This window comes from Burkholderia puraquae (assembly GCF_002099195.1).
Classification (GTDB): Bacteria; Pseudomonadota; Gammaproteobacteria; order Burkholderiales; family Burkholderiaceae; genus Burkholderia; species Burkholderia puraquae.
Window position 1 is genome coordinate 37,305 of record NZ_NBYX01000006.1, and the last position, 19,016, is coordinate 56,320.

At 68.8% G+C, this 19,016-nt stretch carries 13 protein-coding genes; 6 read left to right on the top strand and 7 right to left on the bottom strand.

Annotated elements, in window-relative coordinates:
• Positions 1 to 16: 16 nt before the first annotated feature.
• Both B7G54_RS13840 and B7G54_RS13845 read right to left on the bottom strand, forming a co-directional pair.
• On the bottom strand, positions 17 to 655 hold the full coding sequence (locus B7G54_RS13840; RefSeq protein WP_085039585.1) for a 2-hydroxychromene-2-carboxylate isomerase: 639 nt from the start codon (positions 653 to 655) through the stop codon (positions 17 to 19).
• 94 nt (positions 656 to 749) lie between these two features.
• The gene (locus tag B7G54_RS13845; protein ID WP_085039586.1) at positions 750 to 2,192 is read right to left on the bottom strand and encodes a TAXI family TRAP transporter solute-binding subunit; all 1,443 of its coding nucleotides are present in this window, start codon (positions 2,190 to 2,192) and stop codon (positions 750 to 752) included.
• A 439-nt stretch (positions 2,193 to 2,631) separates the two neighbouring features.
• Between B7G54_RS13845 and B7G54_RS13850 the strand changes: the two genes are divergently transcribed.
• The 3 genes from B7G54_RS13850 to B7G54_RS13865 all read left to right on the top strand — a co-directional run bounded on the left by B7G54_RS13850 (position 2,632) and on the right by B7G54_RS13865 (position 7,673).
• Positions 2,632 to 2,997 carry a BON domain-containing protein gene (locus B7G54_RS13850; RefSeq protein WP_085039587.1) on the top strand — a complete coding sequence of 122 codons (366 nt, stop codon included), beginning with the start codon at positions 2,632 to 2,634 and terminating at the stop codon, positions 2,995 to 2,997.
• A 136-nt stretch (positions 2,998 to 3,133) separates the two neighbouring features.
• A complete protein-coding gene (locus B7G54_RS13855) occupies positions 3,134 to 5,224 on the top strand; it encodes a D-(-)-3-hydroxybutyrate oligomer hydrolase (RefSeq protein ID WP_085039588.1) in 2,091 nt (696 codons plus the stop codon).
• A 613-nt stretch (positions 5,225 to 5,837) separates the two neighbouring features.
• Entirely contained in the window at positions 5,838 to 7,673 is a 1,836-nt protein-coding gene (locus tag B7G54_RS13865; RefSeq protein ID WP_085039589.1) for a S10 family peptidase, read from the top strand.
• Between the two features lie 151 nt (positions 7,674 to 7,824).
• On the opposite strand, the gene B7G54_RS13870 is transcribed toward B7G54_RS13865, so the two are convergent.
• The 5 genes from B7G54_RS13870 to B7G54_RS13890 all read right to left on the bottom strand — a co-directional run bounded on the left by B7G54_RS13870 (position 7,825) and on the right by B7G54_RS13890 (position 13,243).
• Complete coding sequence (locus B7G54_RS13870) at positions 7,825 to 8,613, bottom strand: sulfite exporter TauE/SafE family protein (protein WP_085039590.1); 789 nt, start codon at positions 8,611 to 8,613, stop codon at positions 7,825 to 7,827.
• 317 nt (positions 8,614 to 8,930) lie between these two features.
• On the bottom strand, positions 8,931 to 10,370 hold the full coding sequence (locus B7G54_RS13875) for a DHA2 family efflux MFS transporter permease subunit (protein WP_085039591.1): 1,440 nt from the start codon (positions 10,368 to 10,370) through the stop codon (positions 8,931 to 8,933).
• 136 nt (positions 10,371 to 10,506) lie between these two features.
• Positions 10,507 to 11,238 (bottom strand): DsbA family oxidoreductase, encoded by a 732-nt coding sequence (locus B7G54_RS13880; protein WP_085039592.1) that lies wholly within the window; start codon positions 11,236 to 11,238, stop codon positions 10,507 to 10,509.
• A 251-nt stretch (positions 11,239 to 11,489) separates the two neighbouring features.
• Positions 11,490 to 12,284: a helix-turn-helix transcriptional regulator gene (locus B7G54_RS13885; protein ID WP_085039593.1), complete on the bottom strand. Its 795-nt coding sequence runs from the start codon at positions 12,282 to 12,284 to the stop codon at positions 11,490 to 11,492.
• Positions 12,281 to 13,243, bottom strand: a complete 963-nt coding sequence (locus B7G54_RS13890; RefSeq protein ID WP_085039594.1) for an ornithine cyclodeaminase family protein — start codon at positions 13,241 to 13,243, stop codon at positions 12,281 to 12,283. Before B7G54_RS13890 ends, B7G54_RS13885 begins: the two co-directional genes overlap by 4 nt.
• 380 nt (positions 13,244 to 13,623) lie before the next feature.
• Between B7G54_RS13890 and B7G54_RS13895 the strand changes: the two genes are divergently transcribed.
• The 3 genes from B7G54_RS13895 (at position 13,624) to B7G54_RS13910 (ending at position 18,850) form a co-directional block, all read left to right on the top strand.
• The gene (locus B7G54_RS13895; protein ID WP_085039595.1) at positions 13,624 to 14,403 is read left to right on the top strand and encodes an ABC transporter substrate-binding protein; all 780 of its coding nucleotides are present in this window, start codon (positions 13,624 to 13,626) and stop codon (positions 14,401 to 14,403) included.
• Positions 14,404 to 14,470: 67 nt separating this feature from the next.
• A complete protein-coding gene (locus B7G54_RS13900; protein WP_085039596.1) occupies positions 14,471 to 15,715 on the top strand; it encodes an NAD(P)/FAD-dependent oxidoreductase in 1,245 nt (414 codons plus the stop codon).
• Between the two features lie 501 nt (positions 15,716 to 16,216).
• Positions 16,217 to 18,850, top strand: a complete 2,634-nt coding sequence (locus B7G54_RS13910; RefSeq protein WP_085039597.1) for a beta strand repeat-containing protein — start codon at positions 16,217 to 16,219, stop codon at positions 18,848 to 18,850.
• Positions 18,851 to 19,016 lie beyond the last annotated feature (166 nt).

Sequence of the window (19,016 nt, forward strand, 5' to 3'; positions counted from 1 at the left end):
GGCGTGATACCGGCGATCACACACGCCCCTTCGGCAGCATGCTGATCCGCTTGACCTCGCGCGATTCGAGCCAGTTCGGCGTGCGCGCGCAATACAGCACCATCGGCAGCGCGTCCTCGCCCCAGAACAGCTGCTGGTTCATCCAGAACGTCGGCACGCCGAACACGCCGAGCGCGATCGCGTCGTCGGTGTTGCGGCGCAACTGCGCACTCGTCTCCTCGAATTCGATCAGTTCGTCGCCGTGCCCGACGCCGACGCGTTCGCACAGCGCGGCGAACCCGTCCGGCGTCGACGGATCGTTGCCGTCGTGCCAGATGAAGCGGAACATTTCCAGCACGGTCGCGATGTCGGCGCGCAGCGCGATCGCGAGGCGCAACACCTTGTCGGAATCGAACGGATGTGCGGGCGGCATCTTGAAGCGGATGCCGAGCTGCTCGGCGCGAAACAGTGCGTGACGGTACGTGAACACGCGCTTGGCCGGCACGTCGGCGCTCGAGCGTTGCCCCCAATGGCGCTGCAGGTCGGGCAGCGACACCGCGACGGGCTCGAACGGCACGTCCGGCCATTTGTCGAGCTGTTCGAGCAACAGGTAGGAGAACGGCGACACGAAGTCGAAGAACCAGGCGGGCTGGGCAGTGTCGAGGCCGGTTGTCATGGCGATCTCCAGTGGGTGGGGCGTGCGGCGCCTGGCGGCGGCCTCCATGTTACGCGGCGGCGCGCGCATGCGGCAATGATCGCGGATCGTCTGCTCACGCGGAACCGGGAGTCGCCCGAGGGGGCGTGCCGGCCGGCGGCGCGGCCTCGGCACGTGCCTGCGGCGGGCCGCCGGCGCCCGGCGGGCTGGCCGGCGTGTCCTGGTCGTGCGCGGTAAGCCGTTCGCGCACGAAGCCGATGTGCTCGCGCAGCACGTAGAACTGCCCGGCATAGGCCAGCGGCATCTTCATGCGGTTCACGGCTTCCTCGATGTCGTCGAGTTCGTCGAGCAGCTGCACGCGCTCCTCGGCCGTGTGCTCGCCGAGCGCGCTGCGCTCGAGCGCGATCAGCGCGCCGTACCAGCGGTAGATGCGCGAGCGCACGCGCCAGCCGTACAGCGACGGCACGAGCCGCAGCCCGGGGATCAGCACGACGATCAGCGGCACGACCACGACGAGCAGCCGGTCGACGAGGCTCGCGACCCAGAACGGCAGCCGCCGGTACAGGAAGGTCTTGCCCGATTTGTAGTAGCGCGCGGCGTCGTCGGAGAGCGGGAAGCCGCGCGTGACGGGCGACGGGAATTCGCCCGCGTGCTGCAGGATCGTCGCGTGGCCGTGCACCTCGCGCGCGGCCTCGATCAGCAGGTCGGACAGCGCGGGGTGCAGCGAGTCGCGCGCGACGAGTTCGATGGTCGGCGCGACCGTATGGATGTCGGCGGGCGGCAGGTTCTGGCCGAGATCGTAGACGCCCATCGGCAGCGTGATCGCGGTCAGGTACGGAAAGCGCCGCGCGTACGCCTCGGCCTGCGTGAACGAATACACGTGCACGCCCGGCGCGCGGAACAGCTTCGCCATCACCGGGATCTGCGTCGAGTCGCCGGACAGGAACGCCGCGTCGATCTTGCCGTCGAGCAGCGCGGTCGCCGCATCCTCGCCGGCGGTCGGCAGCAGCTCGGTCGAGCCGCCCGGCACGATGCCGTTCATCTTCAGCAACGCAAGGCTCAGTTCGCGCGCGCCGCTGCCTTCCGCGCCGAGTGCGAGCCGCTTGCCCTTGAAGTCGGACAGGCGCGCGACGACCGGGCCGCGGTACATGATCGCGAGCGGCACGTAGCCGATGCTGCCGAGCGATACGAGGTGTTCGTCGCGCTCCTTCGGGCCGATGCCGCTCTGCACGAAGCCGACGTCGACCGGTGCGTTCGGGTTCGACAGCCGCGCGAGGTTCTGGGCGGACCCTTCGGACGACTGGACGTCGAGCGTGACGCCGTTCTTCGCGAGGATCGTCTTGTATTTCTGCGCGGCGTTCCAGTACGTGCTGCCGGGCGGCCCGGACGAGATCACGAGCGTGGACGGCGGTGCCGGCTGGATCAGCTTGACCGCGAACCAGACGGCCGCGACGGCGAGCAGCACGGTGGGGCCGATCGACAGCGCGAGGTCGCGCCACGACACCGCGACGAAGCGGGCGAGGATGCGGCGAGGCGGGCGAGGGCTGGCTGGCTTCATGGGGGTGGCGGACGACGCTGGCGTGACGTATCGGTGACGGTCGGACGGTTGTCATGGACGATGCCGATGCTCGCGGCGATGGTACCCGGTTTCGCCGTGCATGCGCGAGTGGGGCGGCCCGGCGCGGCACCGCGGCGACAGTGGCGGGCGGCCCCGCGTCAAAAGCTTTGCGCTTCCGCGGGCGCTGGATTACATTGTGCGACGCAGCCGCGCCCGATTCGCGCGCGACCCGGCACGCAATGAGACCGGGCGCGTCCGGCCGGCGGCTGTCCGGCCCGGCCGGCCCGCTTGTCGCGTGCGCCGGCCGCCAGCCCGTCTCGCCTCTCTCGTATCGCCGTGGAAAACACCGGCTGTCCCGCCCGTTCGCGCGCGGGCCGGCTGTTTTTGGGGGTATCCGGCCGTACTGTGCGCGGCCGTTCCGGAGTGATAAGGAGATAGCATGAAGTCGATCGTGTTGAGAGCGTTGGGCGTTGCCGCCGTGGCAGCCTGTCTGTCGGGCAGCGTGTATGCGCAGTCGAGCGATGCAGCGGCAACGGAAGCGCCGGCGGCCGCGACCAGCGCGCCGAAGGCCGCCGCGAAAACCGCGAAGAAGGCGAACCGCAAGCTTGGCTACGCGGTGCGCAAGGCGATTTCGAAGGAAACGGGCGTGAACGTGTCGAACCTCGTCGTGCGATCGAAGGGCGGCGCGATTACGCTGGAAGGCACGATGCCGGCCCAGGACCAGATCGACAAGGCCGAAGAAGCGGCCAAGGGCGTGAAGGGCGTGACGTCGGTCACGAACAAGCTGACGGTTCAGCAGCAGTAATGCCGGGCGGCGGCGCGCAAGCGCCGCGTGCACCCGTTTTCAGGCGGGCCCCGGCGTACCGGGGCCCGTTTGCGCTTGAGCGGCCGCAAGCTGCACGAAGCGGCAGCGGACCGATAACGATATCGAGAGGGCGGCGATGACGAAGCTCGGGTGGGGCAGGCGGATGGTTTTCGGCGCGGCGCTGGCCGCGGTCACGATACTCGGCGCCTGCAACGGCGACGATTCGGCCGAGCGCAACCGGTTGCCCGGCTTCGTGTCCGGCAGCGTGCGCACGACGGCCTATGACGGCGCGAGCGACGACCTGCTGACGGCCGGCCTCGGCAAGACGGGCCTTGGCTCGGCGACCGCCCCCGGCTTCGCGAATGCCGCCCGGCCAACGAGCGCCGAGCTGCGCCGCCTCGCGATCTGGTCGAACTACCGCGCGATCGTCGACATGAGCGCGAACGGCGGCTACGGCCGCTTCTGGGGGCCGAACGTCGACCTCGACGGCAACGACACGCTCGGCGAAGGCAAGATCCCGGGCACCGAATATCTCGCGTATTCCGACGATGGCAGCGGCAGCAAGAACGTCACGCTGCTCGTGCAGGTGCCGGCCAGCTTCAATCCCGCGCAGCCGTGCATCGTCACCGCGACGTCGTCGGGCTCGCGCGGCGTGTACGGCGCGATTTCCGCGGCCGGCGAATGGGCGCTCAAGCGCGGCTGCGCGGTTGCCTACAACGACAAGGGCGGCGGCAACGGCGCGCACGAACTCGGTTCCGATACCGTCACGCTGATCGACGGCACGCTCGCCAACGCGGTGCTGGCCGGCACCGCGAGCCTGTTCACCGCGAACGTCACCAGCGGCGATCTCGCCGCGTTCAATTCCCGCTTCCCGAACCGCTATGCGTTCAAGCATGCGCATTCGCAGCAGAATCCCGAGCAGGACTGGGGGCGCGTGACGCTGCAGTCGGTCGAGTTCGCGTACTGGGCGCTCAACGAGCAGTTCGGACCGCCGATCGACGGCTCGCATCACGGCGTGCGCTATCGCGCGGGCGACATCACGACGATCGCCGCGTCGGTCAGCAACGGCGGCGGCGCGTCGCTCGCGGCGGCCGAGCAGGACAGCCGAGGCTGGATCACCGCGGTCGTGGTCGGCGAGCCGCAGATCAACGTGCGGATGGCGCCGAATGCGGTCGTGCGCTCGGGCGGCCAGCCCGTGCCGTCGTTCGGCCGGCCGCTGGCCGACTACGCGACGCTCGCGAACCTGCTGGAGCCGTGCGCGGCTGCATCGACGTCGCTCGCCGACGCGCCGTACCTGAGCGCGCTGCCGCTGGCGACCACGCAGTCGATCCGTACGCAGCGCTGTGCGACGCTCGCCGCGGCCGGGCTCGTGTCGGGTGCCGATACGCAAAGCCAGGCCGCCGACGCGCTCGCGCAGCTCCACGCGGCCGGCTACCTCGCCGATTCCGACCTGCTGCAGGCACCGATGTGGGATTCGCAGGCGATTCCGGCGATCGCGGTCACGTATGCGAACGCCTACACGCGCTCGCGCGTCACCGACAACCTGTGCAATTTCAGCTTTGCGACGACGAACCCGGCGACGGGCGCCGTCGCCGCGCCCGCCACGTCGCCGATGCCGGCTGTGTTCGGCGTCGGCAATGGTGTGCCGCCGACGGCCGGCATCGGCCTCGTGTTCAACACGGGCGCGGGCGTCGACCACCGGCTCGCGACGCCCGATGCGAGCTTCGCGGGCGCGCTGTGCCTGCGCCAGCTCTGGACGAACGGGATGCTCGGGATGCCCGCGAACGTCGACGCGGTGCGCGTGAACGCGAACCTGCAGGGCAAGCCGGCGATCATCGTGCAGGGCCGCAGCGATGCGCTCGTGCCCGTGAACCACGCATCGCGCGCGTACGTCGCGCAGAACGGCATCAGCGAACGCGGGCGCAGCCAGCTCGTGTTCTACGAGGTGACGAACGGCCAGCACTTCGACGCGTTCCTGCCGGTGCCGGGCTTCGACACGCGTTTCGTGCCGGTTCATTACTACAACCTGCAGGCGCTGAACCTGATGTGGCGGCACCTGAAGAACGGCGCGCCGCTGCCGCCGTCGCAGGTGATCCGCACGGTGCCGCGCGGCGGCACGCCGGGTGCCGCGCCCGCGCTGACGAGCGCGAACCTGCCGCCGATCTCGGCCGCGCCGGGCGCGAATGCGATCACGACCGGCGCCGGCACGATCGACGTGCCGCTCTGACGGCGCCGGCCGCGCCGCCCTCTCGAAGCCGGACAGCCGTCCGGCTTTTTCTTTTGGGTGGCGTGGAATCGGTCCCGTACCGCCTTTTATCCGAATGGCGAACGCCGTAACAAATTGTTACTTTACGACGGTAAATCAGGATCCTAATATGCGCCGGTATTTTCACTTAATTTAATAAATTCCAGATACGAGATATTCCTTTCCGTTTAGTTAATCGATCCTTTCGATTTTATTAAATCGGCGCGAGTCGCGGTTGGTCGCAATTTTGCGATTAATCGGCATCTCGCCGAGAGGGACTGTTCGTCTGTTCGAAACGAGGCGCCCTTGTCGGGCGGGCCTTGAGGGGCATGTTTTTGCCGTCGATTTTGTGCGTGTGCAAATGCATGGAATGAATTCGTGTTGCTGCGGATTATTGAATTGTCGTTCGCAATGGAATTGATTCCATTGTGCGGTCGCAAAAAATATGGGTGGGGTAAATCATGCCGGTCGGTATTCGCCGATTCGGTAAAAAACTCGGAATGCGTCGCATAACGAATGCATTCCCGGTGCGGAGCGCCGGCGCAAATGATCCTTTGCGACCGGCGGTATTTATCGTTCTGTTCGAGAGGCAATAATGACGACACGGAAGTCCTTGAAAGACGGTTTCGCGCTATTCGGAACGACTTTGAGCGTGCCGCTCGCCGCAGCAGCGGCCGCGGCGCTGCTCGTCACGGGGTGCGGCGGCGACGACGGGCCGAGCCCGGCTGCATCGGCTGCCGCCGCGGCTGCAACGTCCAGCGGCAGCACGCAGGCCAATACCAGCGCAACGGCCGCCGCCGCGGCCGACCAGCCCTACGTCGACACCGACGTGTACGGCACCGGGCCGAACGACGCGGTCACGGATTCGACCGAAGGCGCCGCGGTCGTGCACCGCCAGGTCACGATCGGCGGCAAGACGATCAAGTACACGGCCACCACGGGCCACCTGACGACGATCGATCCGGTCACGTCGGCGCCGAACGCGAAGATGTTCTACGTCGCGTACACGCAGGACAATCCGGATCCGTCGAAGCCGCGCCCGGTCACGTTCTTCTACAACGGCGGCCCCGGCTCGTCGTCGGTCTACCTGCTGCTCGGCTCGTACGGGCCGAAGCGCCTGCAGTCGTCGTTCCCGAACTTCACGCCGCCCGCGCCGTACAAGCTGCTCGACAACCCGGACAGCCTGCTCGACCGCACCGACCTCGTGTTCATCAACCCGGTCGGCACCGGTTACTCGGCGGCGATCGCCCCGGCGAAGAACAAAGACTTCTGGGGCACCGACCAGGACGCCCGCTCGATCGACCGCTTCATCCAGCGCTACCTGACCAAGTACTCGCGCTGGAATTCGCCGAAGTTCCTGTACGGCGAGTCGTACGGCACCGCGCGCAGCGCGGTCGTGTCGTGGGTGCTGCATGAGGACGGCATCGACCTGAACGGGATCACGCTGCAGTCGTCGATCCTCGACTACGCGAACGCGCTGTCCGCGCCGGGCACGTTCCCGACGCTCGCGGCCGATGCGTTCTACTGGAAGAAGACGACGCTCAACCCGACGCCGACCGATCTCGACGCATACATGGTGCAGGCCCGCAACTATGCGGACAACACGCTCGCGCCGCTGGCGCAGAAGCCGAACCCGCAGGACGGCGGCTTCGTGAACGTGCGGCTGAACCTGAACCTGCAGACCGCGCAGCAGATGGGCGCGTACATCGGCACGGATCCGACGTCGCTGATCCAGACGTTCGGCAACCCGGCTGCGCTCGGCAACGTGCCGTCGTCGGACGACAACCCGCCGTACACGTTCTTCCTGACGCTCGTGCCGGGCACGCAGATCGGCCAGTACGACGGTCGCGCGAACTTCACGGGCAAGGGCATCGCGCCGTACATCCTGCCGAACTCGGGCAGCAACGATCCGTCGATCACGAACGTCGGCGGCGCGTACACGGTGCTGTGGAACAGCTACATCAACACCGACCTCAAGTACACGTCGACGTCGTCGTTCGTGGACCTGAACGACCAGGTCTTCAACAACTGGGACTTCAGCCACACGGATCCGACCGGCGCGAACAAGGGCGGCGGCAATACGCTGTACACGGCCGGCGACCTGGCGTCGACGATGAGCGTGAACCCGGACCTGAAGGTGCTGTCGGCAAACGGCTATTTCGACGCCGTCACGCCGTTCCACCAGACGGAGCTGACGCTCGCGCAGATGCCGCTCGACCCGACGCTCAAGGCGCAGAACCTGACGATCAAGAACTACCCGTCGGGCCACATGATCTACCTGAACGACGCGTCGCGGACCGCGCTGAAGGGCGATCTCGCCAACTTCTACGACGGCATCCTCGCGAACCGTACCGCACTGCAGCGCGTGCTGAAGCTGCAGGCACGCACGCAGCAGCTCAAGCAGCAGAAGCTGCAGCAGCAGGGGCAGTAAGCGGGGTGGGCGGCTTGCGCCGCCCCGGACGGACGACAGCCCGATCGGCGCAGGCCGGTCGGGCTGTTTTTCATTGGCGGCGGGCGACGGGCCGGCGCGTCATGCGCCGGAGGAGAGGGGGCGTAACCGGAGGAAGGGGCGGCCGCGCCGCTTACGCGAGCACGAGCCGCACGCCGACCGCGACGAGCGTCGCGGCGAGCAGGTTGCGCAGCAGCCGTTCGGGCGCGCGCGCCGACAGCAGGCTGCCGAGCACGATGCCGGGCAGCGAGCCGAGCAGCAGCGACAGCAGCATCGACCAGTCGACCGAGCCGAGCAGCCAATGGCCCATGCCCGCGACGAGCGTGAGCGGCACCGCGTGCGCGATGTCCGAGCCGACGATGCGGGTCGTCGCGAGCATCGGATACAGCAGCAGGAGCACGGTCACGCCGATCGCGCCGGCGCCGACCGACGTCATCGACACGAGCACGCCGAGCACGGCGCCTGTCAGCACGGTCGACCACAGCGTGCGCGCGGGGCTCGGTGCGAGCGGGTTGCGCGCGGCGAACGCGGTGAGCTGCGGCCGGAAGATCAGCGCGAGCGACGTGAGCAGCAGGGCGACGCCGAGCACGAGCTGGATCATCCGCGCGGTGCCCGGCGTATTCATCCCGTGCGTATGCAGCCACCACAGCGTGACGGCCGCGGCCGGGACGCTGCCGGCCGCGAGCCGGCCCGTGATGCGCCAGTCGATCGAACCCTTCAGGCCGTGGACGAGCGTGCCGGTGGCCTTGGTCGCGGCCGCATACAGCAGATCGGTGCCGACCGCCGTCGCGGGGTGGACGCCGAACAGCAGCACGAGGATCGGCGTCATCAACGAACCACCGCCGACGCCCGTCAGGCCGACGAGGATGCCAACGAACAGGCCGGACAACGAGTACAGCAGATCGATATGGGGAAGCGACATCGGAAGCAGGCGGTTGTGCGGCGACGGCTATGCGGCGTTCGGCGGCGGCGCGTGGGTCAAAGTCCGCCATTGTCGCAAATGTGGCGCGTCGTTGTACGACTGCGTTAAAAATCGGTCGCGAAAACCCGCGTGGCAGGCAACCCCGGCGGAGGTAAAACGGGCGTTTGAGCGGGGTGGCGTGCGTTGGCCGGCTCCAACGCGGCGATCGGGCCGACCTGCCCGGTGGAGCGGGAGCGTGTGCCGGGCCCGGCGCGCGTAAAAAGGGCGCGATGGTGCGCGCCCCCGGTTCGACGGCGGCGCCGGACGCCGCCGGCCGGTCAGTGCATCGCGGGGCCGACGCCTTCGACGGCGTCCTGCCGCCGGATGCGCAGCGCGAGGCCGATCAGCGCGGCGGCGGCAGCGAACGCCGCACCGAACGCGAAGGCCGCATGGTAGCCGCCGTTCAGTGCGTCGAGCGGCGCGGCGTTCGCTGCCGCGAGCGCGTCGGTGCGGGCGGCCGCGAGGCTCGCGAGCACGGCGAGGCCGAGCGCGCCGCCCATCATGAACGCGGTGTTGACGATCCCCGACGCGAGCCCGGAATCGGCCGGATCGACGTCGCTCATCGCGGCGAGCAGCATCGGGTTGAATGCGACGCCCGCGCCGATGCCGAGCAGCGTCATGCCGGGCAGCACGTGCCAGACGAAGCCGCCCTCGACCGGCGCGCGCGAGAACAGCGCGAGGCCGCAGGCGGCGATCAGCAGGCCGGCCGCGATCGGGCCGCGGATTCCGAAGCGCATCACGATGCGCGCGGACAGCCCGAGCGAGAACGCGGCCATGATCAGGTTCGCGGGCAGGAACGCGAGACCGACCTGCAGCGGCCCGTAGCCGAGCACGCGCTGCATGTACAGCGCGGACAGGAAGAACCACGCGAACATCGCGGCTGCCCACAGCACGCCGATCACGTTCGCGAGCGCGACGTTGCGCGCAGCGAACAGCGTGAGCGGCATCAGCGGGTGCGCGGCGCGCGCCTCGATCGCGATGAACAGCGCGAGCAACGCGATGGCCGCGCCGATCAGCGCGACGGTCTGCGTCGACAGCCAGCCGGCTTCGTTGCCGCCGACGATCCCGTAGACGGCCAGCATCAGCGACGCGGTTACGGTGATCGCGCCCGCGACGTCGAGCCGCGCGGTGCCGGCCGGCGCGCGCAGGCGCGGCAGCAGCGCAACGCACATCGCATAGACGGCGATGCCGATCGGCAGGTTGACGAGGAAGATCCAGTGCCACGACAGCGAACTCGTCAGCAGCCCGCCGAGCAGCACGCCGATGCTGCCGCCGCCCGCGCAGACGAAGCCGTACACGCCCATCGCGCGGGCGCGTTCGCCGGGCTCGGTGAAGAGGTTCATGATCAGCGACAGCGACACGGCCGATACGATTGCGCCGCCGAGCCCCTGCACTGCGCGCGCGGCGATCAGCATCGTCTGCGATTGCGCGAGGCCGCATGCGAGCGACGCGAGCGTGAAGACGACGAGACCGGCGAGGAACATGCGCCGCTGCCCGTACAGGTCGCCGAGCCGGCCGCCGAGCAGCAGGCAGCCGCCGAACGTCAGCAGGTAAGCGTTGACGACCCATACGAGGGCCGTCTCGGTGAAATGGAGGTCGGTGCTGATCGACGGCAGCGCAACGTTCACGATCGTGCTGTCGAGCACGATCATCAGCACGCCGAGGCAGAGAACGATCAGCGCGTACCAGCGCTTCTCGCCGTGGATCCCGTGGGTCATGGGCCTGCAGCCTTCTGATAGTTATTTGAAAGGATGCATTGTAGACCCCACCCGCGCGGGCTTCCTGCCGGTTTGTGGCAGCAGCGATGCGTAGTCGCGCGTCCGGGCGGGACGCGCGCGATGGATGCGACGGGCGTTACGAGCGCGCCGGCAGTTCGCAGCCGTCGGGGCCGCATGCGGCCGCGTCGCTGCCGTCGAGTTCGACGATGCCGTCGCGCCATGCCTGGTCGAGCGCCTGCGCGAACGCGTCGGCCGGTTGTGCGCCCGACAATGCGTAGCGGCCGCCGAACACGAACAGCGGCACGCCACTTCCGCCGATCTGCGCGGCGCGGGCGGCGTCGGCTTCGACTTCGTCGCGGTACAAGTCGCTGCGCAGCACGGCTTCGACGGCCGAGCGCTCGAGCCCCGCGTCGACCGCGAGTTCGGCCAGCTCGGCATGATCGAACAGCGAGCCGTGCTCGCAGAAGTACGCGCGGTACAGCCGCTCGGTGAGCGTGTGCGCGCGGCCCGTCGCTTCCGCGAGCTTCACGAGCCGGTGGCCGTCGAGCGTGTCGCCGACGAGCGTGCCGGGCAGGTCGTAGCGCAGCCCGACGCTCGCGGCCGCATCGGTCACCTGGCGCAGCATCTGGTCGACCTGGGCGGGCGACATCCGGTACTTGCCGGCGAGCATCGCCTCGACCGGCTCGACGGGCTGGCCGGGCATCAGCCGGTACGCGCGCAGCGCGACGTCGACACGGTCGGCGTGCGCGAACGCGGCGAGCGCCTCGTCGAAGCGGCGCTTGCCGATCCAGCACCACGGGCAGATCAGGTCGGACCAGATTTCGACGGTCAGGGTCGGGCGGGCAGTCGGGGCGGGAGCGGTCGTCATGGGCGGTTCCGGGCAGCAAAAAGTGTAACCGGGACTATATCATTTTGTGCTTCGACGCTTCATCTTGGCTGGGCGCCGTGTGAAACGGGCGCCCGGCGTATCACGAAGCATAGACACGGAAGCGGCGTCCCGTTAGCGATTGCCGATCCGGGCCGGCGCCGCGCGTCCGGCGTCCCGGCGTCCCGGCGAACCAGCGAACCAGCGAACCAGCGAACCAGCGAACCAGCGAACCAGTCCGCGGCGCGTTTCATTTACGCGTCGCCCTGCGTTTCCTTCAGGTGCTTGAGGTGCTTGTAGACCGTCGCGCGGCCCATCCCGAGCACGTTCGCGACGTAATTCGCCGCGCTCTTGCCGCGAAACGCGCCCTCCGCGTAAAGCGCTTCGACGAGCTCGCGCCGGTGCTCGCGCGTGAGCCCGTTCAGCCCGACCTGCCGCTCGCGCAGCCAGCCGTGCAGGAACGTGTTGATGCGCTCCTGCCAGTCGTCGCGGAACAGCTCGTCCGGCTGCGCGACGACGCCCGCGCCCTTGATGAACAGGTCGAGCGTTGCGCGCACCTCGTCGAACACCGCGATGTTGAAGTTGATGCACATCATTCCGGCCGGGCGGCCTTCGTCGCCGAACAGCACGTTGCTCACGCAGCGCATCCGCCGGCCGTCCCAGTTCAGCTTTTCGTACGGGCCGATCACGCGCTCGCGTGCGGAATGATCGATTTCCTCGAGCGCGGAATCGTCACCGACCTCGCGCTTCGACAGGTTGTTCGCGAGATACAGCACGGTCTGGTCGTGCAGGTCGTGGATCACGACCTCCGCGTACGGGAAGAACAGCGCGGCGATACCGTCGGCGATCGGCGCATAGCGGGTGAGCAGCAGGTCTTTGACGGGGGATTTCTTCTTGCGCATCGGTGTCGCCATCTCGGGTGGGCGGGGGCCGGGCGGCGCATCGGGCAGGCGCGCCGGCACACCGTTGGCCGGCATGCCCGTGCGCCCGCGCGCGGCCGCGGCGGCGGTTGCGCCATTGTATCGGCCCCGCGCTCGCGTGCCGCTCATGCGCGCGTCAGGTGCGTGTGCAGCGCGTGCGCGATCGCGATGTCCTCGAGCCCGAGGCCGATCGAGCGGAAGAATGCGTGACGGGCGTACGACGGCGCCGGGCAGGTGCCGGCGACGAGCGCAGGCAGGTCGCCGGCGATCCGCGCGGCTTCCCAGCCGTGCTCGGCCGCCGCGATCTGCATCTCGCCGGCGCTCGCGGGCGTCGTGTGCCGGTGGTCGCAGTACACGTCCATGTCGGGCAGCCACGCGGGCGGTATCTCGTGTGCGCGCGCGACGTTCGTGCTGATCGACGTGACGAGCGCGGGGCGCGTGAGCATCCCGTCGCCGAGGACGGGCGTGCCCGACGACGTGCACAGCATCACGACGTCCGCGTCGCGCACGCAGGCTGCGACGCTTGCCGCGGCGCGTGCGCGTGGATCGAGCTGCGCGAGCGTCGCCTGCTGCGCCGCGTCGCCGGCGAGCGCGGGCGAATACACGCGGATCGTCTCCCAGTCGCGCAGTCCCGCCGTGTGCCGCAAGTGCGCGAGGCCGACCGCGCCCGCGCCGACGATGGCGAGATGGCGTGCGTCGCGCGGCGCGAGGCAGTCGACCGCGAGCGCGGTCGTGCCGGCCGTGCGCTCGACGGTCAGCAGCCCGGCGTCGCACCACATCAGCGGCTGGCCGGTGCGCATCGACATCAGCGCGGTCCAGGCGGTGACGATGGGCTTGCCGCCCGTCACGACATACGGCGACAGCTTCGCGCCGAACACCTGCGCGTCGGCGAGCGCGCCGAGATACGTGATGAAGTCGCCGGCCTGGTCGGGAAACAGCGTGAGCGTTTGCGGCGGCTGCACCGCGCGCGCCGCAGCGAGCGACGCGAACATGCGGCGCAGCGTGCCGAGCACGTCGAGCGACGGCAGGGCCGCGCGCACCGCGGCTTCGTCGACGGTCAGCGGCAGGGTCGGGGCGGTTTGCGTCATGGGGGCATCTCCGGTCGGGGCCGGACAGGACTGTCTTGATCGACGGTGTCCGGCAGTGTTCGTGATGGACGAAAAGTCTAATATAGACAAACAAAATATGGCGAATTTTTCTTTTCGCGACTTTGTGTTGTCGCTCGGTTTGGAAAAAACACCGGGAAATCAAGGGCATTCAGCGTGATGGGTGAATTTTCGGCGCCGTGTACCGGGGGCGCGATTCTCGTATCCCCTATAGTCTATAGTGGACTTTAAGTCTATATTTCGCATGCAGGACACGACGCGTCGCCGTGAGGCGGCCGCCTGTTTCGAATGGCGATCCGGCGCCCGGCCGAGGCCGTCGTGTACCGATCTTCATCGCCTCAATCCAGCACGGAAGGACCGTCATGAACTGGAAGCTCTCCCTTTGCGCCGCTGCGGCGCTTGCCTGCGCGGCCGTCACGGCCCAGGCGGAACAGACCACGTTGCGCTTCGGGATCGAAGCCGCCTATCCGCCGTTCGAGAGCAAGACGCCGGCCGGCCAGTTGCAGGGTTTCGACGTCGACATCGGCAACGCGGTGTGCGCGAAGCTGAACATGAAATGCGTATGGGTCGAGAATTCGTTCGACGGCCTGATCCCGGCGCTGCAGGCGCGCAAGTTCGACGCGATCAACTCGGCGATGAACATCACCTCGAAGCGCCGGCAGAGCATCGACTTCACGCCGGCGATCTACGTGGTGCCGATCGTGATGATCGCCAGGCACGGCTCGCCGCTGCGGCCTGACGTCGCGAGCCTGCGCGGCAAGCACGTCGGCGTGCTGCAGGGTTCGTCGCAGGAGGATTTCCTGAAGGCGCACTGGGCCAATGCGGGCGTGGCCGTCGTGTCGTACCAGGATCAGGACCAGATCTACGCCGATCTCGTCGCGGGTCGTCTCGACGCGGCCGTGCAGGAAGCGCAGACCGCGCAGGACGGGTTCCTCGACAAGCCGGCCGGCCGCGACTACCAGATCGTCGGCGAGCCGCTGAAGGATCCGGCGACGCTCGGCGAAGGCACGGGTTTCGGGGTGCGCAAGAATGACAAGGCGCTGCAGGCGAAGATCGTCGGCGCGCTCGATGCGCTGAAGCATGACGGCACGCTCAGCGCGCTGTCGCAGAAGTACTTCAAGCGCGACATCGTCGCGAAGTAACCACGGCCGCGCGCCGGCCGCCGGGCCGGCGCGTGTCGCATCGAATCTCGACGCAGTACGGGGAACCATGGATTTCGACGTCATCGTTCTGGGGGCCGGCATCGTCGGCGTGTCGTCGGCGCTGCATCTGCAGGATCGCGGGCTGCGCGTCGCCCTCGTCGACCGGCGCGCGCCCGGCGAGGAAACGAGCCACGGCAATGCGGGCCTGATCGAGCGCTCGTCGGTCGTGCCGTACGCGTTTCCGCGCCGGCTCGGCACGCTGCTGCGCTATGCGCGCAACCGCTCGGTCGATCTCTATTGGGATTACCGCGCGCTGCCCGCGTATGCGGGCTGGCTTGCGCGCTTCTGGCGCGAATCGTCGCCGCAGCGGCTCGCGGCCGCCGCGCGCGACCTGCTGCCGCTCGTTGCGGCGAGTGTGGTCGAGCACGACGCGCTGCTCGCGCGCACGGATGCGCAGCCGCTCGTGCACGACGGCGGCTGGATCGAAGCGTTCCGTTCGCCCGCGCTGTTCGACGTGGAAGCGCGCGCGCAGCAGCGCGTGGCCGATGCGCACGGGCTGCGGATGACCGTGCTCGACGCACGTGCGTTGCGCGCGCGCGAGCCCGGAGTCAGCGACGCGTTCTGCGGCGCATTTCACTGGCAGGACCCGAAGACCGTGTCGAGCCCGGGCGGGCTGACCAAGGCCTACGCGCGGCTGTTCGAGCGCGACGGCGGCACGTTCGTGCTCGGCGATGCGAAGACGCTCGTGCAGATGGATGACGGCTGGCAGGTCGGTACCGAACACGGGCCGATCTCGGCGCGCTCGGCCGTGGTTGCGCTCGGGCCATGGTCCGACCACGTCTTCGAGCCGCTCGGCTACCGGATTCCGCTGCGCGCGAAGCGCGGCTACCACATGCACTACCGGCCGACGCGCGCGACGTTGAACGTGCCCGTGTGCGATACCGAGGAAGGTTTCGTCGTCGCGCCGATGGAAGGCGGCCGCCTGAGGCTCACGACCGGCGTCGAGATCGCGCTGCGAGGCGCACCGCCAACCGGCGTGCAGCTCATGCGCGCCGAGCCGCTGGCGCGCGACGCGTTCGGCATCGGCGAGCGGCTCGATCCCGAGCCGTGGCTCGGGATGCGGCCGTGCACGCCCGACATGCGCCCGGTGATCGGGCCCGCGCCGCGCCATCGCCACCTGTGGTTCGCGTTCGGCCATTGCCACCACGGGCTCACGCTCGGCCCCGCGACCGGGCGCCTGCTCGCCGAAATGATGACGGGCGCGCCGACCTACATCGATCCCCATCCGTACCGGCCCGCGCGCTTTGGCTGATCCGGCGGCGCGCACGGCCTCGTGCGCGCCGTGCCGGTTGTGAGGCCGCCTTCACAATATTTCATTCTGCTATCCGAATTATCGGAAGCCGCGCAATCGGAAATGATCTGCGTAATCAGCAAGAAAGATAATCGCGAAATAAAGAAAATCAGAAAATCAGCGATTCATCAATGCATTTTCATATTGATGAAATACGTAATGGACAGCCGGTCGTGACGGCGTAGCGCACCGTCGCGGCAGGGCGTTCCGGTGTTACGTGGAATGTACCGGAACACGTTACCACGGGGCTCGCAAACGTTACGTTACATCCGTGTTCCACCGGCCTTTTTCATCAGATGATTGCGGTGCCGGAGCCGTGCATTTCGGCTGAAATAGATTAAAAAAGCGTTATTGCCCGTCAATAGACAGATGAATTAGTCCGGTTCTTGGAATTGGCACGCTTCATGCAATCCGTCCCCATGCTTTATCAATGTCGTGCCAACCGAGATGGGGAAAATAAAGATGGGACAAAATCTTAAGTTGACGGGTGTGGCGTTGTCGGTCGCGACGGTGTTCGGGGGGCTGGCTTCGGGTTCAGCGATGGCGGGGGCACTCGATTCGCTGCCGATCCCGCAGGTGATCGTCAACCCGCCGACGAACAGCGTGTCGGTCGGGCTGGTCGCGACCGGGACGTCGCCGCTGGGCTCGGTCACCGTGACGGCGGGCGGGTCGGGCGCGATCCAGACGTCGCTGGGCGATCCCGGCCAGGTACTGTCGGGCGCCGTGGGGGCGGTGACGGGCGCACTGGGCGGCGGCACGGTGCAGCCGCTCGCGCCGGTACAGGGTGTGGTGAATCAGGTGACGGGTGCGCTGAGCGGCGGTAATCCGGCGGGTGCGCTGACCGGTGCACTGAATACGGCGACGGGTGCGTTGAGCAATGCGGTTGGCACGGTAACGGGGGCACTGGGCAATGTCGGTGGCGGGTCGAATCCGCTGGCGCCGGTTCAAGGCGTCGTCAATCAGGTCACGGGTGCACTCGGTGGCGGCAACCCGGCAGGCGCGTTGACGGGGGCGCTCGGAACGGTGACGGGTGCGCTGGGCGGTCTCGGTGGCGGGTCGAATCCGCTTGCGCCGGTTCAAGGCGTCGTCAATCAGGTCACGGGCGCGCTCGGTGGCGGCAACCCGGCTGGTGCGTTGACGGGGGCGCTCGGAACGGTGACGGGCGCACTGGGCGGTATCGGCGGCGGGTCGAATCCGCTGGCGCCGGTGCAAGGCGTCGTGAACCAAGTGACCGGTGCGCTCGGCGGCGGCAACCCGGCTGGTGCACTGACCGGCGCACTGGGCACGGTGACGGGCGCACTGGGTAACGTCGGCGGCGGCTCGTATCCGCTGGGCGCGGTTCAAGGCGTCGTCAACCAAGTAACGACGGCGCTCAATAACGGCAACCCGGCGAGCGCGTTGACGGGGGCACTCGGTACGGTGGCGAGTGAACTGGGTGCTGGCAATCCGGCAGGCACGGTGACCGGTGCGATTGGCAATGTGACGGGGGCGCTGGGCGCATTGGGCGCTATTGGCGGCGGCGCGGATCCGCTGGCGCCGGTCCAGGGCGTCGTGAATCAGGTGACGGGTGCAGTGAGCGGCGGCAATCCGGCGGGTGCGCTGACTGGCGCACTGAACACGGCGACCGGGACGCTAAGCAACGCCCTCGGTACCGCAACGGGTGCGCTCGGCGGTGGCAACCCGGCAGGTGCATTGACGGGGGCGCTCGGCACGGTGACCGGTGCGCTGGGCAATGTCGGCGGTGGGTCGAACCCGCTGGCGCCGGTTCAAGGCGTCGTCAATCAAGTAACGGGTGCGCTCGGCGGTGGCAACCCGGCAGGTGCACTGACCGGCGCACTGGGCACGGTGACGGGCGCACTGGGCGGCATCGGCGGCGGGTCGAACCCGCTGGCGCCGATCCAGAGCGTCGTCGACCAGGTGACGGGTACGCTCGGCAGCGGCAACCCGGCAGGCGCACTGACCGGCGCACTGGGCACGGTGACGGGCGCACTGGGCGGCATCGGCGGCGGGTCGAACCCGCTGGCGCCGATCCAGAGCGTCGTCGACCAGGTGACGGGTACGCTCGGCAGCGGCAACCCGGCCGGCACGCTGAGCAACGCGGTCAACACGATCACGGGCACGCTCGGCAACGTCGGCGGCGCGGGGAGCCCGCTGGCGCCGGTGCAAGGCGTCGTTACGCAACTCGCGGGCACGCTCGGCAACGATCCGGCCGGTGGCCTGACAAACGCGCTGAACTCGGTGACGGGCGCGCTCAGCGGCGCGAACCCGCTGGCGCCGGTGCAAGGCGTCGTGAACCAGGTCGTCGGCACGCTGTCCGGCGCAGGTGGCGGCAGCCCGATCACGCCGATCACGAACCTCGTCAACGGCCTGCAGAACGCGCTGCCGACGGGCGGCAACGCAGCCGGCGCGCTGACCGGCGCACTCGGCTCGGTGACGGGCGCACTCGGCAACCTCGGCGGCTCGAACCCGCTGGCGCCGGTGCAGGGCGTCTTGAACCAGGTCGTCGGCACGCTCGGCAACAGCAATGCGGTCGGTACTGCCACGAACGCACTGGGTAACGCGGTCGGCTCCGTCGTGGGCGCACTCGGCAACCTCGGCGGCTCGAACCCGCTGGCACCGGTGCAGGGCGTCGTGAACCAGGTCGTCGGCACGTTGTCGGGCGCGGCGGGCAACAACCCGATCGCACCGATCACGAACCTCGTGAACGGCTTGACGGGCGGCAGCAACCCCGCGGGCGCACTGACCGGTGCGCTCGGTTCGGTGACGGGCGCACTCGCGAACGGTCCGGTCGCCCTCGGGCAGGCGGCTGGCGCACTGTCGGGCGCGGCCGGTTCGACGGCAGCGGCGGGCGGCAGCCTGCTCGGCTCGGGCGCGAACGCGGCCGGCGGCACGGCGGGTGCGGTCGGCTCGCTGCTGACGACGGGCGCCAACGCGACGGCGACGATCGTCAACGCGGTCGGCACGACGGTGGGCACGGCGCTCGGCTCCGCGCCGGGCCTGTCGGTCACGCCGCATTCGGGCAACAGCGCGCCGGGCAACCCGCTCGCGCCGGTGTCGTCGCTGCTCCAGTCGCTGACGGGAGCGCTGCCGAAGTAATCGGCCGGACCTGCACGGCGGCGCGGGATCGGCCGCCGTGCGCAACGGGTCGCGCAACGCGGCATGACAGCGATGTCATGCCGCGTTGTCTTTTGGGTGTCCCGCCCTGTTTCGTCGCATGAATGGCCGTCGATCGTCGCCGCGCGGCATGGAATAACCGGCCGCC

Excerpts from the sequence above, each read along its gene's own strand:
- B7G54_RS13840 (WP_085039585.1), bottom strand. The coding sequence starts at position 655 with ATGACAACCGGCCTCGACACTGCCCAGCCCGCCTGGTTCTTCGACTTC.
- B7G54_RS13845 (WP_085039586.1), bottom strand. The coding sequence starts at position 2,192 with ATGAAGCCAGCCAGCCCTCGCCCGCCTCGCCGCATCCTCGCCCGCTTC.
- B7G54_RS13850 (WP_085039587.1), top strand. The coding sequence starts at position 2,632 with ATGAAGTCGATCGTGTTGAGAGCGTTGGGCGTTGCCGCCGTGGCAGCC.
- B7G54_RS13855 (WP_085039588.1), top strand. The coding sequence starts at position 3,134 with ATGACGAAGCTCGGGTGGGGCAGGCGGATGGTTTTCGGCGCGGCGCTG.
- B7G54_RS13865 (WP_085039589.1), top strand. The coding sequence starts at position 5,838 with ATGACGACACGGAAGTCCTTGAAAGACGGTTTCGCGCTATTCGGAACG.
- B7G54_RS13870 (WP_085039590.1), bottom strand. The coding sequence starts at position 8,613 with ATGTCGCTTCCCCATATCGATCTGCTGTACTCGTTGTCCGGCCTGTTC.
- B7G54_RS13875 (WP_085039591.1), bottom strand. The coding sequence starts at position 10,370 with ATGACCCACGGGATCCACGGCGAGAAGCGCTGGTACGCGCTGATCGTT.
- B7G54_RS13880 (WP_085039592.1), bottom strand. The coding sequence starts at position 11,238 with ATGACGACCGCTCCCGCCCCGACTGCCCGCCCGACCCTGACCGTCGAA.
- B7G54_RS13885 (WP_085039593.1), bottom strand. The coding sequence starts at position 12,284 with ATGAGCGGCACGCGAGCGCGGGGCCGATACAATGGCGCAACCGCCGCC.
- B7G54_RS13890 (WP_085039594.1), bottom strand. The coding sequence starts at position 13,243 with ATGACGCAAACCGCCCCGACCCTGCCGCTGACCGTCGACGAAGCCGCG.
- B7G54_RS13895 (WP_085039595.1), top strand. The coding sequence starts at position 13,624 with ATGAACTGGAAGCTCTCCCTTTGCGCCGCTGCGGCGCTTGCCTGCGCG.
- B7G54_RS13900 (WP_085039596.1), top strand. The coding sequence starts at position 14,471 with ATGGATTTCGACGTCATCGTTCTGGGGGCCGGCATCGTCGGCGTGTCG.
- B7G54_RS13910 (WP_085039597.1), top strand. The coding sequence starts at position 16,217 with ATGGGACAAAATCTTAAGTTGACGGGTGTGGCGTTGTCGGTCGCGACG.